Raw genomic sequence first — 18,879 nt, forward strand, 5'->3', positions numbered from 1 at the left:
ATCACGGTGTTCGACGGTGGACACTTCCTTTAATCAGTGACGTGCACCACTCTGGTGGGTGAACCGGGCGGCCCCACCAGGTGAGGGCCCGAATGAAAGGAGCCGAGATGTCCCGCGCCACCGAGAGCGCCGCGATGCCCTGGCTGCATCGGCTCGGCGTCGCGACGCCCGAGTTGACCGTCGTGACGGATGAGCGGCTGAAGGCGTCGGGCGAGCCGGCGTTCGGGCCACCGTGGGTGGTCAAGCCCGACATCGCGGGCAGCGGCAAGGGCCTCGCCGGCCTTGTGCATATCTGCCGGTCCCGGGACGAGCTCTCGTCCGCCGTGACGGCAACCGTTGGCATCGGCGCTCCGGCGGTGGTGGAGGAGTACATCGAGGGTGCGGAGTGCTACCTGTCCATCGCCCTGGATGAGGCCACCCGCGGGGCCGTGGTACGGGTCAGTGCTGTCGGCGGCGTCGGGTTCGACGCCCACCGGGCGGCAGCTGTGACGGTCCGTCTGACCGAGGGCCTCGCGGACCACGTCGTAGCCGCACTGCTCGATGCGGCCACCATCCGCGATTCGCGGCTGCGGAGTGCGATCGCTGGTGCACTGCAGGTCCTGTGGACCGCCTTCTGCGATGCGGAGGCCGTCCTCATCGAGGTCAACCCGTTCCGTTGGGACGGTGAGCGCCTGGTCGCCGTCGGCGTTGCGGTGGAATTCGACCCTCATGGTCACCCGGCTGCGCAGGCACTGCGACCGACACCGCTGGTTGATGCCGATGCCGTTGTCGACCGCGCGCCCACCCCGCGCGAGCTGGCAGTGCGCGAGGCCGACGCCGCCGAGCCGAACAGAGCGGGCATCAAGTTCTTCGAGTTGGACGGCGACGTCGCCTGCATGATCACCGGTGGTGGCGCGGGACTTCTCGCACTGGACTACCTGACGGACCACGGCATCCGCCCCGCCTGTTATCTCGACGCGTCGCCAGGTGCCGGTAGCGCGAAGCTGCAGACGCTTTTCAGTTCCGCGCTGTGTATTCCCGGGCTTCGCGGGGTGCTGTTCGGCGGCGCGGTGCTGAGTCTCGCCGACGCGCGGGATGTCGCGCTCGAGTTCGTTGCTGCCGCGGATCGGGCCGGATTCGACCCAACTCGGGTACCGACTGTCGTCCGGCTGGCCGGCCCGCACGAAGCAGAGGCGCACGCAACCCTGACAGATCGCCTGCCAGGAGTCTTCGTACTCGATCGCACCGCATCGCTCGAAGATGCCTGTGACCTACTGCTGTCCGCCATGGCACCGCAGGAACTGGAAGGGCTTGCCCGATGATTCGTCAACTTCTCGAAGCCGGTCCTGGGCTTATCGTGCAGGGCATCACCGGTAGGCAGGGGCAGCTGGAGACCCGCTGGATGCTCGATTCCGGGGTCGAGGTGGCAGCCGGTGTCACCCCGGGCAAGGGTGGCTCCGCGGTGCACGGGGTGCCGGTCTTCGACACGGTCGCCGCGGCCGTTGCGGCGACGGGTGGGCAAGTGGCGATGAGCTACGCGCCGCCGCAGGCTGCGGCCGATGCGGTCGCGGAGGCGGCGCAGGCGGGTATCGAGCTGATCGTGGTCAGCTCGGAGAATATTCCGCAGCACCGTTGGCTTCGGGCGCTCGAGGTCGCGCGAGCGCACAACTGCCAGGTGATCGGACCGAACTCGCAAGGCGTCGTCGTCCCAGGCGTGGGCAGAATCGGCTGTCCCGGCGGCGACGAACCGTGGCAGCGGTTCACGCCCGGATCGGTGGGCATCGTCTCGCGCAGCGGCGGCATGGCCTCCGAGCTGGCGATGTTGATGCGGACGTGGGGATTGGGCACCAGCGTGCAGATGTCCATCGGTGGTATGCCGATGGTCGGCACCACCCTCACCGATGGCGTCGAACTGGTCGCGAGCGACCCCAACACGCACGCAGTCGTAGTCTTCGGCGAACCGTCCAATAGACAAGAAAACGACTTGGCCCGCGCGGTCGCCGACGGACGAATCGACGTGCCGATCATCGCCATGGTGGCCGGGCATGCCGGTGATTCCTTGCCGGCGGCACTGCCGTTCGGTCACGCACCCCGCGCCGCCGATTCTGCGACCGTGCAGGAAAAGTGTGCTGCGCTCGCCGACGCGGGCGTCCTCGTGGCCCGCTCGACACATGGCGTCCGCGCGCACCTTGCGCAAGTACTCCCGGCCGCGAAGTTCGCTGACCGGCTTTCTTGACAGACAGGAATACTCGCCATGACCCAGATCGAATCCCGAGCGGCTTCCCCAGCCCTGACCGTCGGCACCAGCGCCGCGGACAGCACCGGCCGGCCGTGGTTCGAAGCGGATATAGCCAAACGCCGTGAGTTCGCCTTGGCGATGGGCGGCCCGGACAAGATCGAGCGCCAGCACGCGCGGGGCCGCATGACGGCGCGCGAACGCGTCGCGCGACTGGTCGACGAGGGATCGTGGCGTGAGATCGGCATGATGACCGGCGCGGCCCGCTATGACGAACGCGGGCAGCTGATCTCGGTCGAACCGTCGAATGTCGTGTGCGGCCAGGCGAAGATCGATGGACGTGAGGTGATCGTCGTGGCCGAGGACTTCACGGTGCGCGGGGGGTCGTCGGAGGCAACCAATCCCGAAAAGTGGCAGTACGTCGAGCGTTTGGCGCTGGCCTACCGTTGGCCGGTGATCCGGCTGGTCGAGACCGCCGGCGGCAGCGTCAACCTCCTCGAGCAGATGTCTGCCACCAAGATTCCCGGATACCCGCACTGGCCGATGGTGGAACTATTGGGCACCGTCCCGGTCGTCGGCGTCGCGCTCGGCGCCGCCGCCGGCCTCGGCGCGGTCAGGGTGTGCGCGAGCCACCTGTCGGTGATGACCACCGAGGGTTCCTACCTGTTCGCCGGTGGACCCGCAGTCGTGAAGAAGGCGGTGGGCGAAGACGTCACCAACGCCGAACTCGGGGGCTCGGGTGTGCATGCGCGCGGATCAGGTGTCGTCGACAACGAGGCCGCCGACGAGTTCGAGGCACTCGAGCAGGTCGTCCGCTTCTTGTCCTACCTGCCGTCGAGCGTCCACGAGCTTCCTCCGGTGACAGCCTGCGCCGATCCGGTGGACCGTCGTGATGAAGGGTTGTCCACGACGATCCCGGCAATCAAGCAGTACTCGTACGATATGCGCAAGTTGCTGGCCTCGGTCTTCGACGACGGCAGCCTGTTCGAGATCGGACGCTACTTCGGGCAATCTCAGATCACGATGCTCGCGCGTCTGGACGGTCATGCCGTGGCGGTCCTCGCGAATGATCCGATGTGGCTCGGCGGCTCGTTGACCGTCGATTCCGCCGAGAAGATCATCAGGTTCGTCGACATGGCCGATACCTTCCACCTACCGTTGGTGAACCTGATCGACCAGCCCGGCACCTTCGTCGGCAGCGATGCCGAGCAGAAGGGAACCTTGCGCAAGGGCCTCAGGGCGGCGATGGCGCTGGAACAGGCGCGTGTCCCCTGGCTCTCGTTATTCGTGCGTCGCGCCTACGGACTGGCCGGCGCCGCCTACGGACCGGTGGGCGGTGGCAGCATCAACCGGCGCCTCGCGTGGCCGACGGCGCACTGGGGATCGATCCCGATCGAGGGTGGTGTCGAAGCCGCCTACCGGCGCAGGCTCGCGGAAAGCGATGACCCGGCTGCGCTCCGCAAGGAGCTGTATGCCCGGTTCCAACCCGTGGAGAACCCGTTCCGAACAGCGGAACGATTCGGTATCCAGGACATCATCGACCCCCGCGACACCCGACCGATGCTGTGCGAATGGGTACGGCAGGCCTACCGCATCCTGCCCGAGCTTCTCGGTCCGACAGCGCGGACCATGCGGGCCTGACCCGCACACCCTCGGGAACCCGACTTACGAGGAATGGAACATGACTCTCCAACACGCAGACGTCCGACGCATCCTGGAACTGCTGGATGCCGCGGAACATCTCGATTCGCTCGACCTTCGCATCGGAGACGTCGTGCTGCAGGCGCGCAAACCCGGCGCTGCGCCGCTGAGTGCGCTGCCGGTCGCGCCTCCCGCGGCGGCCCCGATCCCAGCGGCCCCGGCCGTCACGACGCCGGTGCCCGCACCGCCCAGCGCCCCGACCGCCGCCCCGACGGCGGTCGGCAGCCCGGCGACGTCCGAGGTCCCGGATCGGATGATCGCGATCCGGGCACCCATGCCCGGCACGTTCTTCCGCACGCCGGCACCGGATCAACCGCCGTTCGTGGAAGCGGGCCAGCAAGTCGAGGCGTCCGCGACGCTGTGCCTGGTCGAGGTGATGAAGATGTTCAACTCGGTGACGGCGCCCGCGGCGGGCCGGGTCCATTCGATCCTCGTCGAGCACGGTCAAGCTGTGGGGCACGACCAGATCCTGATGATCGTCGATCCGGCCGACGCGGAGGCCGCGGCATGACCGGTGACATTCCTGTCGTTCAGCACGACATCCGGAGAGTGTTCGTCGCCAATCGCGGCGAGATCGCGGTCCGCATCATCCGAGCGTGCCGTTCACTCGGCATCGAAACTGTTCTCGGTGTCTCCGAAGCGGACGTCGACAGCCTGGCCGCGCGGATGGCTGATGAGGTCGTCGTCATCGGCCCGCCCCAGCCGACACACAGCTACCTGCGGGCGGACCTGCTGGTTGGTGCTGCGAAGCGGACCGGGTGCGATGCAGTCCATCCCGGCTACGGATTCCTGTCCGAACGCGCGTCCTTCGCCCGCGCCTGTGGTGACGCCGGACTGATCTTCATCGGGCCGTCGCCGGAGGCCATCGACAGCATGGGCGACAAGATCACGGCGGTCGGCCTGGCTACCCAGGCGGGCGTTCCGTGCGTGCCCGGCTCCGGGGCGGTGTCCACTCCGGACGAGACCTTGACGGTCGCCACCGAGATCGGTTTTCCCGTGCTGATCAAGGCGACTGCGGGCGGCGGCGGCCGCGGGATGCGGGTCGTGGGGTCGGCCGGGGAACTCCCGGACGCGTTCCAATCCGCATCCTCGGAGGCCCAATCGGCCTTCGGCGATCCCACGCTGTATGTGGAGAAGTTCATCGAGCGAGCGCGGCACATCGAGATCCAGGTCATCGGTGATCGGTTCGGCAATGTCGTGCATCTGGGTGAGCGAGAGTGTTCGACGCAGCGGCGGCATCAGAAGCTGATCGAGGAGGCGCCCTCGCCAGTGCTCGGGGAGAACGAACGCGCCGCCATGGGCAACAGCGCTGTCCGCCTCGCACAGAATGTGGATTACGTCGGTGCGGGCACAGTCGAGTTCGTCGTCGACGATCGCGACAACAGCTACTACTTCCTGGAGATGAACACTCGCATCCAGGTCGAGCATCCGGTGACCGAGATGATCAGCGGCCGCGACCTGGTGGCCGAGCAGATCCGCATCGCTTCCGGCCTGCCACTGTCGTTTACGCAGGACGACATCGTCTTGGCTGGCCACGCCATCGAGTGCCGCATCAACGCTGAGGACCCCGATCGGGGTTTCTTCCCCAGTCCCGGGGTGGTCGAAGGGTGGGTGCCACCCAGCGGGGAGGGTGTGCGTGTCGACACCCACTGTTATGCGGGGTACACGGTCTCGCCGTACTACGACTCGCTGCTGGCGAAGATCGTGGTGCATGCCACCACCCGGGCGGAGGCGATTGAGAAGATGCGCACCGCGCTGGCCGCGTTGACCGTCACCGGTCCGACGACCACCGCGACGTTCCACCGTGCGGTGCTGGCCCACCCAGACTTTTCCGAGGGCAACGTCACCACGAGATGGGGTCGAGGACGTCTTTCTCCCGTCACGTGACCGGGACCTCGGCACTGGTCAGTCCCTTACGGCGGCGGGAGTATCGGCATGAGCAGCCACCAGTTGACCTTTACCGACACCAGCTTCACCGACGGCCAGGCCGCGGTCTGGGCCGGTGGTCTTGATACTCCGATGCTCCTCGCTCCCGCCGCAGCGCTGTCGGTCAGCGGGCTCGCGGCGGTCGAGGTGCTCGGTCCGGCGGTCGTGGACACATGTCTCGCCCGCGGCGAGCATCCGCTGCAGCGGGTGGAGGTTGCGGGTCGGCACTACGGCGGTGTTCCGCTGCGCGCCACCGTCAACCTGCTGACCGGGCATGGGCGTCGGGGTGCCGACGTGCTCGGCCGCACGACGATCGGCGGCTGGTTGTCGGCGCTGGCCGCGGCGGGTGTGGCGCAGGTGGTCCTGCTGGATCCGTTGCTGGACCTGCCTCGTCTCGAGGGGGCCTTGGAGTCTGCCGCCACCGCGGGGCTGACCGCCATTGCCGCTCTTCCCTATACGGCCGACGACGGCGTGGCGGATGAAACCTATGCCGAGCGGGCAGCATGGCTCGCCGCGGCCGGCGCTGCGCGGGTGATGGTGCGGGACGAGAGCGGGGTATTGACGCCGAGCCGGGCTCACACCCTGTTGCCGGCGTTAGCGGCGGCGCTGGGCAGTACTCCGCTCGACCTGCATACGCGCTGCCATACCGCGCTCGGCACGGTCGTCGCGCTCGAGGCCGGCCGGCTGGGTGTGAGTGGCATCGACACGGCGTTGCCTGCTGTGGCGAACGGGGCGTCGCTGCCGTCGCTGCCGTCATTGATCCGCGTCCTGCAACGCGAGCAGCCCGGTCTGGATCTGCCTGTCCTGGACAAGCTGCTGGCCGCGGATGCGATCCTCGCCGATATCGCCGACCAGGAAGGCTTTGCGGCTGCGGCGGCGTGGCCCTTCGATCTGGCGACCTACGTTCATCAGCTGCCCGGAGAGGTGGCGGCCGAGGTTCGCGGGGTCGTGCGTGAGCGGGGACGCTGGGCGGAGTTGCACGAGTTCGCAACCGAGTGCGCGGCCGTGCGCCGTGAGATGGGCTCGCCGCCGATGGTTGCCCCCTTCGCCCGCGCGATCGCCGAGCAGGCGCTGTGTCACTTCGACGGCGAGGCGAGATACGAAAGCCTGCGGCCGGTGCTGCGCCGGTTGCTGCAAGGCGTGTACGGCACCCCCGACGGCGAGGCTCGCAGCGACCTCCAGCTGCGGGTCGGCGCATTGCCGTCATCCGAGTCCACCACAGTCGCAGCCGATTTCGAAACCGGCGATGAGGATGCATTGCTGGCCTGGGTGGCTGGAGTCACGATCGCCACGGTCCCGCGACGGGTGGAGGTGGCGCCGTACGAGTCCTCGACACCCTACGAGCGCCTCGCTCATGGCGTGGCCGAGCGTGCCGGCCGCTACGCGATGTTGAGCGTGCACGCACCCGGCGTCCACATCCATCTGCAACAGGAAGGGTGATCCCGTGCTGACCAACCTCCGAAACATTGTCGAGGCCGAATACGCCCGGACGGGTAAGCGCCGGACGATCACCCTGACCGACGGCACGCTGCGGGATGCTCATCAGTGCCTGTGGGCGACCCGGATGCGCACCGAGCACATGCTGCCGATCGCGAAGAAGATCGAGGACGCGGGCTTCGGTGGCGTCGAAGCGCTGGCGATGGTGGGCTTCGACGTCGGTGTCCGGTTTCTGAATCAGGATCCGTTCGAGCGGGTGCGGCTGCTGCGGGAACGGATCCCCACGACTCCACTCCGCGGCGCTGTCCGCAGCAACCTGTTGCACGGCTTCTATCCCCAGCCCGACGACCTCAACGAGCTGTTCATCGAGCGGATGTTCGTCAACGGCATCGGTGACTTCGGGTTCCTGGACTCGCTGCACTCGTGGGACAACGTGGCACCCGCAATCCGCGTCGCCCAGCGGCTGGGGGCGAAGGTCACGATCGCTTTGGTGTTCAACCTCGCGCCGGGCTACGACGACGATTTCTATGTCCGGCAGGCACGGGAGATCGTGGATCGGTTCGCCCCGGACACGATCTTGTTCGGGGATGCCGGGGGCAGCCTGACCGTGGAGCGGACCCGGACGCTGGTGCCGGCGCTGCGCGCGGCGATCGGTGACACCCGGCTGGAGCTGGGTACGCACTGTTTGACCGCGACGGGTCCGCAGGTCGCCCTGGAGGCGGCGGTGTATGGCGCGGATCAGATCCTGACCGCGATCGATCCGTTGGCCAACGGCAATTCGCTGCCCTCGGCTCAGATGATGGCCCGAGACCTGCGCGCGCTGGGGTTCGACGTCGCCGTCGACGACCGGTTGCTCGACGAGGTCGGGGACTATCTGGGCAAGCTCGCCGATCAGCTCGGTTACCCGGTGGGTGTCCCCGCGGAATACGACCCTGCGAACTATCACACGCAGTACGCGGGCGGCGCGTTGACGAATCTCGAGGCGCAGCTGCAGGCGGCCGGGATCGCGGACAAGCTGCCGGCGGTGCTCGAGGAGATCGGGCGGGTCCGGGTGGAGCTGGGTTCGCCGGTCATGGCTACGCCGTTCCCTGCGATCGTCGCGGCGCAGGCGGTGATGAACGTCTTGAACACCGAGCGCTACGCCGTGGTGCCCGACGAGGTGAAGAAGTATGTGTGCGGGTATTTCGGTGCGTTGCCGCTGCCCATCGACGACAACGTCCGGGACCTGGTGATGAACAACGGCTCGCGCGACATCTCCGAGACACCGCCGGTCCTCGACCCGATCCTGCCGCGACTGCGCAGCCGGCACGGACACCTGCCGCCGGAGCAGATGATGCTGCGGTACATGTACGACGACCAGAAGATCGACGCACTTGTCCCGGTCGAGGACACCTTCAGTGTCGAGCAGTCGATCGTGGAGCTGGTGGCCGGGCTGGGACGGATGCCGGGCCGGCACAATGTGCGACTGGTGGCACCCGGCGTCGAACTGCACGCCCATGGCTGAGCACACGCCGCGTCCGGACAACCCCTCGCGTCCGGAGCCTCGTCCGACCACCGAGACGGCGGCCTACTGGGAGGCCGCGGCAGACGGGCGGCTGGTGATCCAGCGTTGCGCGCAGTGCGGGCGCCACCAGTTCTACCCGCGGGCCTTCTGCACGACCTGCTTGTCGGAACCGCTGGAGTGGGTGGCGACCGCGGGGCTGGGGCGTATCTACACCTTCACGGTGTGCCGGGTTCCCGCGCATCCCTCGATGGCGGACAAGGTCCCCTATGCGGTCGCCATGATCGACCTCGACGAGGGGGTGCGGCTGCTGACCAACATCGTGGACTGCCCGATCGACCGCATTCGCGTCGGCGCGCGAGTCGCCGTGTGCTTCGAGCGGGTCAGCCCTACCACCGTCCTTCCCCAATTCACTCTGGCAGATCTGGGAGACCGATGATCACCGACTACTTCGACGCGGGTGCCGCTCGATACCCGCAGCGCACGTTTCTGCAGTCCGATACTGTACGGCGCAGCTACGAGGATGTCGTGGTCGCTTCGCACGCGATCGCGCATGGATTGACCCAGGAAGGGTTGGCCAGCGGCCGGATCGGCATTCTGTCCCCGAATCATCCCGATGCGTTCGTGGCGATGCTCGGGATACTGCGGGCGGGTGCCACTTATGTGCCGCTCAACGCCCGTGATCAGGTCGAGGACCTGATCTGGTTCATGCGTTTCACGGAAGTGTCGGCGCTGGTCTACCACGAGCAGTACCTCCCACACATCGATCGCATCCGCTCCGAAGTACCCACGCTCACAGCGTGTATCGCCTTCGACGAGCACACCGCGGCCGGGCCGAGCACCGCGGGATGGCTGCGAGCCAATAGCGGGCAAACCTGTCACACCCGGCGGGATCTCGACGATATCGCGTTGATCAAATCCTCCGGCGGCACGACGGGCCGCCCCAAGGCGATCATGCAGAGCCACCGCTGCCTGCTGGCCGCCTACCGGATCGGCAATCAGTTCACCGCACCGGCGAAGGATCCGGTGCACCTGGTGGTAGCGCCGCTGACCCATGCCGCGGGCGCGACGGCGATGGCGCTGTCCGCCTTCGGCACGCGCAATGTGCTGGCGCCGTCGACCGATCCTGCGGTGATCCTGGAGCTGATCGAGCGGGAGCAGGTGACGCATATCTTCCTACCGCCGACCATGATCTACCGGATACTGGCACATCCGGACGCCCGGACCCGTGACTGTTCCTCCCTCGAGTACGTGACCTACGGCGCGGCGCCGATGTCGGTCGACAAGCTCAAAGAAGGGTTGGCGCTGTGGGGGCAGGTGTTCGTCCAGTTCTACGGTCAGTCCGAGGCGCCAGGAGTGATCACCTGCCTGTCCCGTGAGGATCATTACCTCAGCGATGACCCCGCGGCCCTCGAGCACCTCGCCTCGGCCGGCCGGCCGACCAGCATCTGCGAGGTGGCGCTGATGGATGACGACGGCAACTTCGTCCCGACCGGTCAGCGTGGAGAGATCGTCGCCCGCGGTGAGCTGGTCTGTCCGGGATATCTCAACAATCCCGAGGCCAATGCCGAAGCTCGCCGTTTCGGCTGGCATCACACCGGCGATATCGGGGTCTTCGACGAGAGCGGCTACCTCTATGTCGTGGATCGCACGAAAGATGTGGTGATCTCGGGTGGATTCAACATCTACCCCAGCGAGATCGAGCAACTGATCTGGTCGCACCCGGCGGTGCAGGACTGCGCGGTCGTCGGTGTGCCCGACGAGGACTGGGGCGAGCGGCTGACCGCGGTGATCGAGCTGAAGCCGGGCTCGGATGTGACCGCCGAGGCCATCACGCAGATGTGCCGGGACCGGTTCGGCAGCCTCAAGACCCCCAAACAGGTCGAGTTCTGGCCCACGCTGCCGCGCAGCCCGATCGGCAAGGTCCTCAAGAAGGACGTCCGCGCCCAGCTCACCGCCGCACACACGGGGACGGACTGACCTATGGCAGACAAACGCGCCCTTGCGGGGCGGTACGCCATCGTCGGGGTCGGTGAAGCGGGACTGGGACGCGCGCCCGCCGGGACGACGGCGCTGTCGCTGCAATGCCGGGCAGCGCGGGCGGCGATGGGCGAGGCCGGCCTGGGCCTGGCCGACATCGACGGCGTCTTCGCCCACTGGGACGATCGCGCAAACGCGCTGCTGGTTGCGGAGTACCTGGGCATTCACCCCAGCTATGTCGACAACACCGTGGTCGGTGGCCAATCCAGCATCACCCATCTCGTTCATGCGATGGCGGCCATCGAGGCAGGATTGTGCGAGGTCGCCCTGGTCACCTACGGCAGCACCCAGCGCCTGGACCACAGTCGCGCCCGAGGCGGCATCGTCCAGGACCCGCGCTCACCGATGGGCCAATTCACCACGCCGTACGGAATGCTCAACCCGGTCGGCTACTACGCGATGCTGACCCAGCTGTACTTCAACCGCTTCGGCGCTGCCCCGGAGGATCTCGGCCAGGTCGCTTTGGCCGCCCGCCGGTGGGCCCAGCTCAACCCGAACGCAGCCCTGCAGGCGCCACTGACCATGGACGACTACCTCGCCTCACCCATGATCGCCGACCCGCTCCGCAAACTCGACATCTGCCAGATCAACGACGGTGCCGGCGCCCTGATCCTGACCAACGCCGACCGTGCCCGCGACCTGGCACAGCAACCGGTATCGATCCGCGGCTTCGGCGACACCTACCGACATCACATGACACCCCTGTACTCCGATGACTGGCTCGACAACGGCGCACTAGCCACGGTCGCCGACGACGCACTGGCCATGGCACGCCTCGACCGCCACGACATCGACCTGGTCCAGATCTACGACGCATTCACCATCAACGTGCTCGTCGCACTGGAGGCCCTCGGCTTCTGCGAACCCGGCGGCGCCGGCGCATTCGTCGGCGGCGGCCGCATAGCCCCGGGTGGAGCGTTCCCGCTGAACACCTCCGGTGGCGGACTCTCGTTCAACCATTCCGGCCAATTCGGCATGCAATTGACGATCGAAGCAGTCCGCCAGCTACGCGGTGAATGCGACCTGCGTCAAGTCCCCGGCGCACGGACCTGCCTGGTGCAAGCCGGAGGAATGGTCATGTCCGCCTACATGGTCATGATCCTCGACACGATCTGACATTCCGGCCCGGCCACCGTGGTCTCGCCTCCCTCATCTCTTCCCCCTCTCCTCATTTCTTCAAGGAGGCCTTATGCGGCCGAACACTGTTACGGCGGACGCACAGGTGACAGCCAACCTGCTGTCGCGTCTGGACCGGCTGCCGATGACGCGGACAGCGTGGGTGACCACGATCCTCGTGACCGTAATCTGGGTTGCCGAGGGGTTCGAGACTGGAGTGATCGGTCCGATCCTGCTGCTGGTGAAGGTGCCCTGGGGCCTGACAGCTCAGGGCGTTGCCCAGCTCGGGATCGCGTCCACCAGCGGCATCATCGTGGGTGCTGCCCTCGCCGGTCGGGTCATCGACCGATACGGCCGACGGGTGGTGCTGCTCTGCGGCGTGACCCTGTTTTCGCTGTCCTCCATGCTGTGCTCGCTGTCAGCGGATGTCGGCTGGATCACCGCGATGCGCCTGCTCGGCGGTCTCGCGCTCGGCGCGGTCTTCACGATCCCGTACCTCATGCTCTCGGAACTGCTGGGGACCCGATCTCGCGCACGAACGATCGCCGCGGCGTCCGGGGTACTCGCGCTGAGCTATCTGATTCCTCAGGCCGCCGCGCTCGTCGTGATCGACCATCTCTCGGTCGATCCGGCCTGGCGCGTCCTGTTCCTCCTCGGCGGCCTGCCGATTGTGGCGGTGCCGTTCATCTATCGCTATCTGCCCGAAAGTCCGCGGTGGCTGTTGCTCACCGGGCGTGTAGCCGCAGCGCAGGCACTGGTGGAGCGGATGGAACGCGAAGCGGGATACGAGCACGACAAGGAGCTTGTGCATCCCGGAATCGGTGCTGTCGTGCAGGCCGAGCACCAGTCCGGCAGCGAACGAGGCAGCGGGGCCGGGAGCCTGTTTCGCCGGCCGCTGGTCGGCCGACTCCTCGTGTGCCTACTGATCTGCGCCGGCGCCAGTGCTGGTGCCTATGTGCTCTTGGTTTACGCATCGACGATGTACGCGGATATGGGGATGTCAGCCCAGGAAGCGCTGATCACCGCCATCGGGATAATCATCGCCGGCGCATCGGGAGCAATCGCGGTGGGGCAGTTCGCCGACAGACTCGGCCGTAGGAAGACCTTCCTCGGTTACAGCCTCGGCGCCGCATTCGGCTTCAGCATGCTCGCGCTATCCCAGAGCATTGCGCTCGCTGTCACCTTCGGCTTGGTCAGCGCGTTCTTCTGTACGGGCTTGGTGCCCTTCACCAAGCTGTTCACCGCCGAGCAATTCCCCACTCGCGCACGCGGAACGGCCGCCGGGTTCGTGGAATCCGCAAGCCGATGCCTCGGTGGGGTTCTCGTCGTCGCGTCGATCCCTTTCATACAAGCGAAATGGGGCACCACTGCACCGTTCTGGCTCATCGCCACGATATTCCTGCTGTGCCTCGGACCGGTCATGATCCGCGCTCGTGAAACCCGCGGCATGAGTATCGACCAGGCAGGAGCAGCCTGAATTCTGACACCGCACAGCGCCTTCGTCGGCATTGCCGACAACGAATTCAGGCAAACATCATTCCGGCCCCGGGAACCACCGACCAAGGACGCGCTCATCGCTCGCGCCGAACAAAAGCTGGCGGCCTACAAATGCCCTCGACGCATCGAATTTCCCCCGGCCCCTCCCGATGACCGCCACCGGCAAGGTCCGCGAACGTGAACTGCGAACACACGGCCGAAAACCACTACACCACAACGCTATCTCGTCCGCACCGAGTAGCGCAGACAACTACGACCCGTCAGGAGATCATCGCGACCAAACCGAACATCTTGATCATACCCGGCCCCGGCGATCATTCCGAAGATCGACAACGTGACCTCAACCACGGTGCGCACCATCACATTCCAGGTCCGCACCAAACCCGATGAAATCAAGGAACACCAGATGAGGAAAACCACCACCACCGCGCTGCTCACCGCGACGGCCATCGCACTCGCCACCGCGACGGCCGGCGCCGACCCCGCGCCCGCCGACCCACAGCCGAACGCCGTGCACTACGAAGTCGCTCGACGCGGCGACGCGGCCGTACTCGCGACCAGCGACGGCAAGCTGAAGATTGTCGGCGACCAGCTCGTCGTCACCGACCGCACCGATCAACCGGTGGCCGCCATCCCGCTCATGTACCAGATCGACAACACGGCCCACCCGATCAACGCCCAGATCGACGGCGGCACTGCAACTCTCACACCAACGAGGACCGACGGCCGCCCGGGCGAGCCCATCTCCCGCGACCAGGTCATCACTACCGACCAAGCCGCCAAACAGGTCGCGGAATCCCTCAACCCCCGCGACGCGCAAGCCCTGGGCACCTTCACCCAGCGGCTCACGATCGGCGCCGCCATCAGCGCTGTCGTGGGCGCCATCCTCGGCGCCGGCGTCGGCTGCCTCGCCGGTGCCGCAGTCGGGGCCGCGATCACCAGCCCGGTCATCTTCCTGCTCGCGCCTTTCGTCGGCGCCGCCGTCGCCGGCTGTGTCCTCGGTGCCGCCACCCTCGGCGCGGTCGGCTCCATGACCGGGCTCGTCGCCGTCGGCGGACCCATCACCCTGTTCGCCGCCATCCAGTACTTCTCCACCATCCTCGCGCCCTGCCCGCCCGAGCTCGCCTACTGCAAGGACCCCGCACAACAACCGGCGGCACCGGCCAAATAGCCCACCCGGCCGCACATCGGTGGGCCCATCAGGGCCCACCGATCCGGCTCCCTGATCGGGCTGCCCCCGATCTCGTTCGGTGGCCCAGCTCTTTCGCTCGCGCCCGTGCAAATGTCCAGGGACGTAGGAACGTCACGATCGCAGCGAGCCGTTCAGCGCCGCCGTGGCCGATACATCACCCACCCCAGCACGACCAGGTCTGCGCGGCCCGCCTCGACCAACTGCGCACCGAAGGAAGCTGAACCCCGATAATGGTCAGATGACCGAATCCCAGCTCCACCAGCGCTTTCCTGAACTGGCCAACACCCTGCCGTTTGCCCGGCTCGGTGGTGCGCCGACGCCGGTCCGCCTGCTCGATCTCGGCACCGGTGCCGCTGTGTGGTGCAAGGACGAAAGCGGATACGGCTCGGGCGGCTGGGGTGGCAATAAGATCCGCAAACTGGAGTGGCTGTTGCCCGAGGCGCGACGGCGCGGAGCGCACACCATCCTCACCTTCGGCGGCACCGGAACCAACTGGGGTCTGGCCACGGCGCTCTACGCTCGGGAATTCGGCATCGACACCGCGCTGGCGCTGGTCGACCAACCGGTGGACGACCACGTCCGCGCACAATTGCGGCGGCTGGAGAACTCCGGCGCCACTTTACATTTCACGCACAGCAAGTTGCGCACGGTCCTCGCCGCACCGTGGCTGCTGCTGCGGCATATGCGCGGCCGCACCCTGCCGTATGTGCTGCCCGTCGGCGGATCGTCGCCGATCGGCGCGCTCGGCTACGTCGAGGTCGCATTGGAGCTGGCGGCGCAGATCGCCGCGGGCGAACTACCCGAACCGACGCATCTGGTGACCGCCGTCGGATCCGGTGGCACGGCAGCGGGTTTGGCCCTCGGCCTACGGCTGGCCGGATTACCCACCCGCGTTGTCGGTGTCATCGTCAACGATTCGCTCCCGCTCGACGCGCGGCACATTGTCGGGCTGGCGAACCGTGCCGCGGCAGTGCTGCGCGCGCGGGGCGCGGAAGTCACCGTGCCCGAGCTACGCCCGGAGGACGTGACAATGGTGCGCGACTGGCTCGGTCCCGGCTACGGCCACGAAACCCCCGCCGCTATCGCCGCGCAGCAGCTCGCCGCGACCAACGGACTGGAATTGGAAACCGTCTACACCGCAAAAGCTTTGGCGGGACTGCTGGATATGGATACCCGCGGCGACTTCGGTGACGGACCCGTACTGTTCCTGGATACCTACGGGCCGCGCTGATCCGGATCCAGACCCAGGATCACCGCCAGCACCGCGCGCAGCCGATCCACATCGCCCCGAATACCGGTCACCGCATCCTGATATAGAAACGCCTCGATGAGCCGGACCAGGGCATACGCGAACGTCTCGGTGTCGACCCGGTTCTGGTAGCCCTCCTCGATCGCGATATCGAGTATCTCGGCGACCACCCCGACCACCTTCGGCTGCACCGGTCCGTCGCTGGTGGTGATGATGCGGCCCGCGGTGGCCTGTTCGGTCGCGATGAAATACCGGTACGCCTCGCTGCGCGTCATCCAGCGCGCCACCCGGTCGAGCATGGCGAGCACGCGCGGTGCGCCCGATCCGTCGACGCGGGTGCGCGCCGCCAGGACCATCCGCTCGAATTCCGACACCATGACCGCGCCGATCAGACCGTCTCGGGACCCGAACCAGCGATAGATGGTCGCCCGCGACAGCCCCAGCTCGGCCGCGATCGCCTGGACGTCGACCCGCTCGGAGGCCAGGAACTGGGCGCTCGCCGCGGCCAACACCTGCTCCTGGGAGGCGGCGGCAGGACGGCCGACGGGTCGGGCGGTACTGGAGGTTGTGGTCATCCCAGCCCTGGGATCGATTCGCGACACATGCGTAGTAACGTACCAAATTGATCCGGACGAGGCGCACGCCCGTCTGGGCCAGTGCTCCGCCACCGCGAGAGGAAGTGCCCGTGCGCTCGACATTGATCTCCCGTAGGGACCTCGATTTCCTGCTCTACGAATGGCTGCGGGTCGAGGAGTTGACGGCGCTGCCGCGGTTCCGCGAACACTCCAGAGAGACCTTCGACGGTTTCCTCGACCTCTGCGAGGATCTCGCCACCCAGCAGTTCGCGCCGCATAACAAGCGCAATGACAGCAACGAGCCGACCTTCGACGGTGAGCGGGTCACCATCATTCCGGAGGTCAAGGCCGCGGTCGAGGCGTTCGGCAAGGCGAATCTCATCGGTGCCGCCATGGATGAGGAGATCGGCGGGCTGCAGTTGCCCGCCACACTGGAGGCGGCCGGGTTCTGCTGGTTCCAGGCGGCCAATGTCGGCACCACGGGGTATCTCTTCCTGACCGTCGGCAATGCCAATCTCCTTGCCGCACACGGCACTCCGGAGCAGATCGAGCGCTTCGTCAAACCCATGGTGGAGGGCAGATTCACCGGGACGATGTGCCTGTCCGAACCGCAGGCCGGTTCCTCGCTGGCCGATATCGTCACCCGCGCCGAACCGCAGGCCGACGGCACCTACCGGCTGTTCGGCTCGAAAATGTGGATCTCCGGCGGCGATCACGAGCTGACCGACAATATCGTGCACCTGGTACTGGCCAAGATTCCCGGCGGACCGGACGGAACCAAGGGCATCTCCCTGTTCATCGTGCCGAAATTCCTGGTGGCCGAGGACGGTTCGCTCGGCGCGCGCAACGATGTAGTGCTGGCCGGACTGAATCACAAGATGGGTTATCGCGGCACCACCAATACGGTGCTGAACTTCGGTGAGGGCAAGCACACTCCCGACGGTGCCGCCGGAGCGGTGGGCTATCTGGTCGGTGAACCGCATCGCGGCCTGTCCTACATGTTCCACATGATGAACGAGGCGCGGCTCGGTGTCGGGCTCGGCGCGACGGCCCTGGGCTACACCGGATATCTGAAATCGCTGGACTACGCGCGCGAACGCCGCCAGGGTCGCGCGGTCACTGCCAAGGACCCGGCCGCACCGCAGGCGCCGATCATCGAGCACCCGGACGTGCGGCGCATGCTGCTGGCACAGAAGTCCTATGTCGAGGGCGCGCTCGGTCTGCTGCTCTACTGCAACCGGCTCGTCGATCTGGAACGCACCACCGCCGATCCGGCCGCGAAACGCGAGCACACCCTGCTGCTGGAAATCCTCACCAACGTGGCCAAGAGCTGGCCGTCGCAATGGTGTCTGGAGGCCAACAGCCTCGCCATCCAGGTGCACGGCGGCTACGGCTACACCCGCGAATACGATGTCGAACAGCACTACCGCGACAACCGCCTCAACCCCATCCACGAAGGCACCCACGGCATCCAGGGCCTGGACCTGTTGGGCCGCAAGGTGATCCAGCACGACGGAGCCAGCCTGCGGCTACTGGCCGCACAGATCGAGCGGACCGTACTCGCCGCCACCGAAGCGGGCGGCGAATGGACCGAATTCGGCGGTCAACTCGACGCGGTCTGGCAGCGCCTGCTCACCGTCACCGGCTGGATGTTCGCCTCCGGCGATATCGCCGCCGCAATGGCGAATTCCACCATCTACCTCGAGGCCTTCGGCCACGTGGTCCTCGCCTGGATCTGGCTCGAGCAGGCACTGGCCGCACACGGCAAACAGGGCGACTTCTACGACGGCAAGCGCGCCGCCGCCCGCTACTTCTTCCGCTACGAATTGCCCAAGACCACACCACAATTGGATCTGCTGGAGCTGATGGACCGAACCACCCTGGATATGCGCGACGCCTGGTTCTGACCTGCCCACGCACCGCGACCCGAACCGGATCGCGGTGCGTTCGCACGCTCAGACCACCAGTGGACGGGGCGGGTGCGACACCAGGCCACCGCCAGGAATGCGAGCAGACCGAGCAGCGGCAGGGTGCCGATCGTCCAGCTCAGCAGGGGCGGACCGGGTTGGTCGAGGCGGTAAATTCCCCATCCCAGGGGTAGTGCAGTCGAGGAACGTTCCGGCGTGAAGACCCCGGACGAGGACACCAAGAACCTCAAAACGGCTAGGGCCGCCGCCGTCTACATCCTCGAACACCAGGCTTGAACACACCACAGGTTCTGAGCAACATGTAAATGGTGTCTCATGCGGTTTCGGCATGTCGTAACCCGTTGCGCGCCATAATATTCGGCAGTGATCGACGAGCTGTCGAAACGGCCGGTGCCCGACGAGTTATGGGGAGCTGGTTGAACCGCTGCTGCCCAAAGCCCCGGCAATCCACCACAATTGGAGACACTACGCGACTTCACCAGTCTGCTGGGCCTATTTTCGG

At 66.8% G+C, this 18,879-nt stretch carries 15 protein-coding genes; 14 read left to right on the top strand and 1 reads right to left on the bottom strand.

The genetic code is table 11. The features are described 5' to 3' along the window. Positions 1 to 107 precede the first annotated feature (107 nt). From ABZW16_RS04175 to ABZW16_RS04235, 13 genes are all read left to right on the top strand, one after another. Entirely contained in the window at positions 108 to 1,301 is a 1,194-nt protein-coding gene (locus ABZW16_RS04175) for an ATP-grasp domain-containing protein (protein ID WP_354951990.1), read from the top strand. Beyond that, the gene (locus ABZW16_RS04180) at positions 1,298 to 2,215 is read left to right on the top strand and encodes a CoA-binding protein (RefSeq protein ID WP_354951992.1); all 918 of its coding nucleotides are present in this window, start codon (positions 1,298 to 1,300) and stop codon (positions 2,213 to 2,215) included. Before ABZW16_RS04175 ends, ABZW16_RS04180 begins: the two co-directional genes overlap by 4 nt. Positions 2,216 to 2,233: 18 nt before the next feature. Next, positions 2,234 to 3,856, top strand: coding sequence for a carboxyl transferase domain-containing protein (locus tag ABZW16_RS04185; RefSeq protein WP_354951994.1), 1,623 nt, complete (start codon positions 2,234 to 2,236; stop codon positions 3,854 to 3,856). A 40-nt stretch (positions 3,857 to 3,896) separates the two neighbouring features. Next, on the top strand, positions 3,897 to 4,427 hold the full coding sequence (locus ABZW16_RS04190) for a biotin/lipoyl-containing protein (protein WP_354951996.1): 531 nt from the start codon (positions 3,897 to 3,899) through the stop codon (positions 4,425 to 4,427). Then, the gene (accC, locus tag ABZW16_RS04195) at positions 4,424 to 5,803 is read left to right on the top strand and encodes an acetyl-CoA carboxylase biotin carboxylase subunit (RefSeq protein WP_354951998.1); all 1,380 of its coding nucleotides are present in this window, start codon (positions 4,424 to 4,426) and stop codon (positions 5,801 to 5,803) included. Before ABZW16_RS04190 ends, accC begins: the two co-directional genes overlap by 4 nt. A 48-nt stretch (positions 5,804 to 5,851) precedes the next feature. Further along, positions 5,852 to 7,282 (top strand): hypothetical protein, encoded by a 1,431-nt coding sequence (locus ABZW16_RS04200; protein ID WP_354952000.1) that lies wholly within the window; start codon positions 5,852 to 5,854, stop codon positions 7,280 to 7,282. Positions 7,283 to 7,286: 4 nt separating this feature from the next. After that, a complete protein-coding gene (locus ABZW16_RS04205) occupies positions 7,287 to 8,783 on the top strand; it encodes a pyruvate carboxylase (protein ID WP_354952002.1) in 1,497 nt (498 codons plus the stop codon). Then, positions 8,776 to 9,219, top strand: a complete 444-nt coding sequence (locus ABZW16_RS04210; protein WP_354952004.1) for a Zn-ribbon domain-containing OB-fold protein — start codon at positions 8,776 to 8,778, stop codon at positions 9,217 to 9,219. Before ABZW16_RS04205 ends, ABZW16_RS04210 begins: the two co-directional genes overlap by 8 nt. Beyond that, complete coding sequence (locus ABZW16_RS04215) at positions 9,216 to 10,760, top strand: AMP-binding protein (protein WP_354952006.1); 1,545 nt, start codon at positions 9,216 to 9,218, stop codon at positions 10,758 to 10,760. Before ABZW16_RS04210 ends, ABZW16_RS04215 begins: the two co-directional genes overlap by 4 nt. Before the next feature lie 3 nt (positions 10,761 to 10,763). Further along, positions 10,764 to 11,936 (top strand): hypothetical protein, encoded by a 1,173-nt coding sequence (locus ABZW16_RS04220; protein WP_354952008.1) that lies wholly within the window; start codon positions 10,764 to 10,766, stop codon positions 11,934 to 11,936. A gap of 73 nt (positions 11,937 to 12,009) precedes the next feature. Beyond that, positions 12,010 to 13,413, top strand: a complete 1,404-nt coding sequence (locus ABZW16_RS04225) for an MFS transporter (RefSeq protein ID WP_354952010.1) — start codon at positions 12,010 to 12,012, stop codon at positions 13,411 to 13,413. 354 nt (positions 13,414 to 13,767) lie between these two features. Beyond that, positions 13,768 to 14,604 (top strand): hypothetical protein, encoded by an 837-nt coding sequence (locus tag ABZW16_RS04230; protein ID WP_354952012.1) that lies wholly within the window; start codon positions 13,768 to 13,770, stop codon positions 14,602 to 14,604. 259 nt (positions 14,605 to 14,863) lie between these two features. Beyond that, positions 14,864 to 15,856, top strand: coding sequence for a pyridoxal-phosphate dependent enzyme (locus tag ABZW16_RS04235; RefSeq protein WP_354952014.1), 993 nt, complete (start codon positions 14,864 to 14,866; stop codon positions 15,854 to 15,856). Here the strand turns inward: ABZW16_RS04235 and ABZW16_RS04240 are convergent. Next, positions 15,841 to 16,449 (bottom strand): QsdR family transcriptional regulator, encoded by a 609-nt coding sequence (locus ABZW16_RS04240; protein WP_354952016.1) that lies wholly within the window; start codon positions 16,447 to 16,449, stop codon positions 15,841 to 15,843. The two genes, ABZW16_RS04235 and ABZW16_RS04240, sit on opposite strands and share 16 nt — an antisense overlap. Before the next feature lie 110 nt (positions 16,450 to 16,559). Here ABZW16_RS04240 and ABZW16_RS04245 point away from each other — a divergent pair, with 110 nt between their 5' ends. Continuing rightward, entirely contained in the window at positions 16,560 to 18,356 is a 1,797-nt protein-coding gene (locus ABZW16_RS04245; protein WP_354952018.1) for an acyl-CoA dehydrogenase, read from the top strand. Positions 18,357 to 18,879 lie beyond the last annotated feature (523 nt).

Source organism: Nocardia sp. NPDC004604, from assembly GCF_040609795.1.
In the GTDB taxonomy this organism is placed as follows: Bacteria; Actinomycetota; Actinomycetes; order Mycobacteriales; family Mycobacteriaceae; genus Nocardia.

Excerpts from the sequence above, each read along its gene's own strand:
- ABZW16_RS04175 (WP_354951990.1), top strand. The coding sequence starts at position 108 with ATGTCCCGCGCCACCGAGAGCGCCGCGATGCCCTGGCTGCATCGGCTC.
- ABZW16_RS04180 (WP_354951992.1), top strand. The coding sequence starts at position 1,298 with ATGATTCGTCAACTTCTCGAAGCCGGTCCTGGGCTTATCGTGCAGGGC.
- ABZW16_RS04185 (WP_354951994.1), top strand. The coding sequence starts at position 2,234 with ATGACCCAGATCGAATCCCGAGCGGCTTCCCCAGCCCTGACCGTCGGC.
- ABZW16_RS04190 (WP_354951996.1), top strand. The coding sequence starts at position 3,897 with ATGACTCTCCAACACGCAGACGTCCGACGCATCCTGGAACTGCTGGAT.
- accC (WP_354951998.1), top strand. The coding sequence starts at position 4,424 with ATGACCGGTGACATTCCTGTCGTTCAGCACGACATCCGGAGAGTGTTC.
- ABZW16_RS04200 (WP_354952000.1), top strand. The coding sequence starts at position 5,852 with ATGAGCAGCCACCAGTTGACCTTTACCGACACCAGCTTCACCGACGGC.
- ABZW16_RS04210 (WP_354952004.1), top strand. The coding sequence starts at position 8,776 with ATGGCTGAGCACACGCCGCGTCCGGACAACCCCTCGCGTCCGGAGCCT.
- ABZW16_RS04215 (WP_354952006.1), top strand. The coding sequence starts at position 9,216 with ATGATCACCGACTACTTCGACGCGGGTGCCGCTCGATACCCGCAGCGC.
- ABZW16_RS04220 (WP_354952008.1), top strand. The coding sequence starts at position 10,764 with ATGGCAGACAAACGCGCCCTTGCGGGGCGGTACGCCATCGTCGGGGTC.
- ABZW16_RS04225 (WP_354952010.1), top strand. The coding sequence starts at position 12,010 with ATGCGGCCGAACACTGTTACGGCGGACGCACAGGTGACAGCCAACCTG.
- ABZW16_RS04235 (WP_354952014.1), top strand. The coding sequence starts at position 14,864 with ATGACCGAATCCCAGCTCCACCAGCGCTTTCCTGAACTGGCCAACACC.
- ABZW16_RS04240 (WP_354952016.1), bottom strand. The coding sequence starts at position 16,449 with ATGACCACAACCTCCAGTACCGCCCGACCCGTCGGCCGTCCTGCCGCC.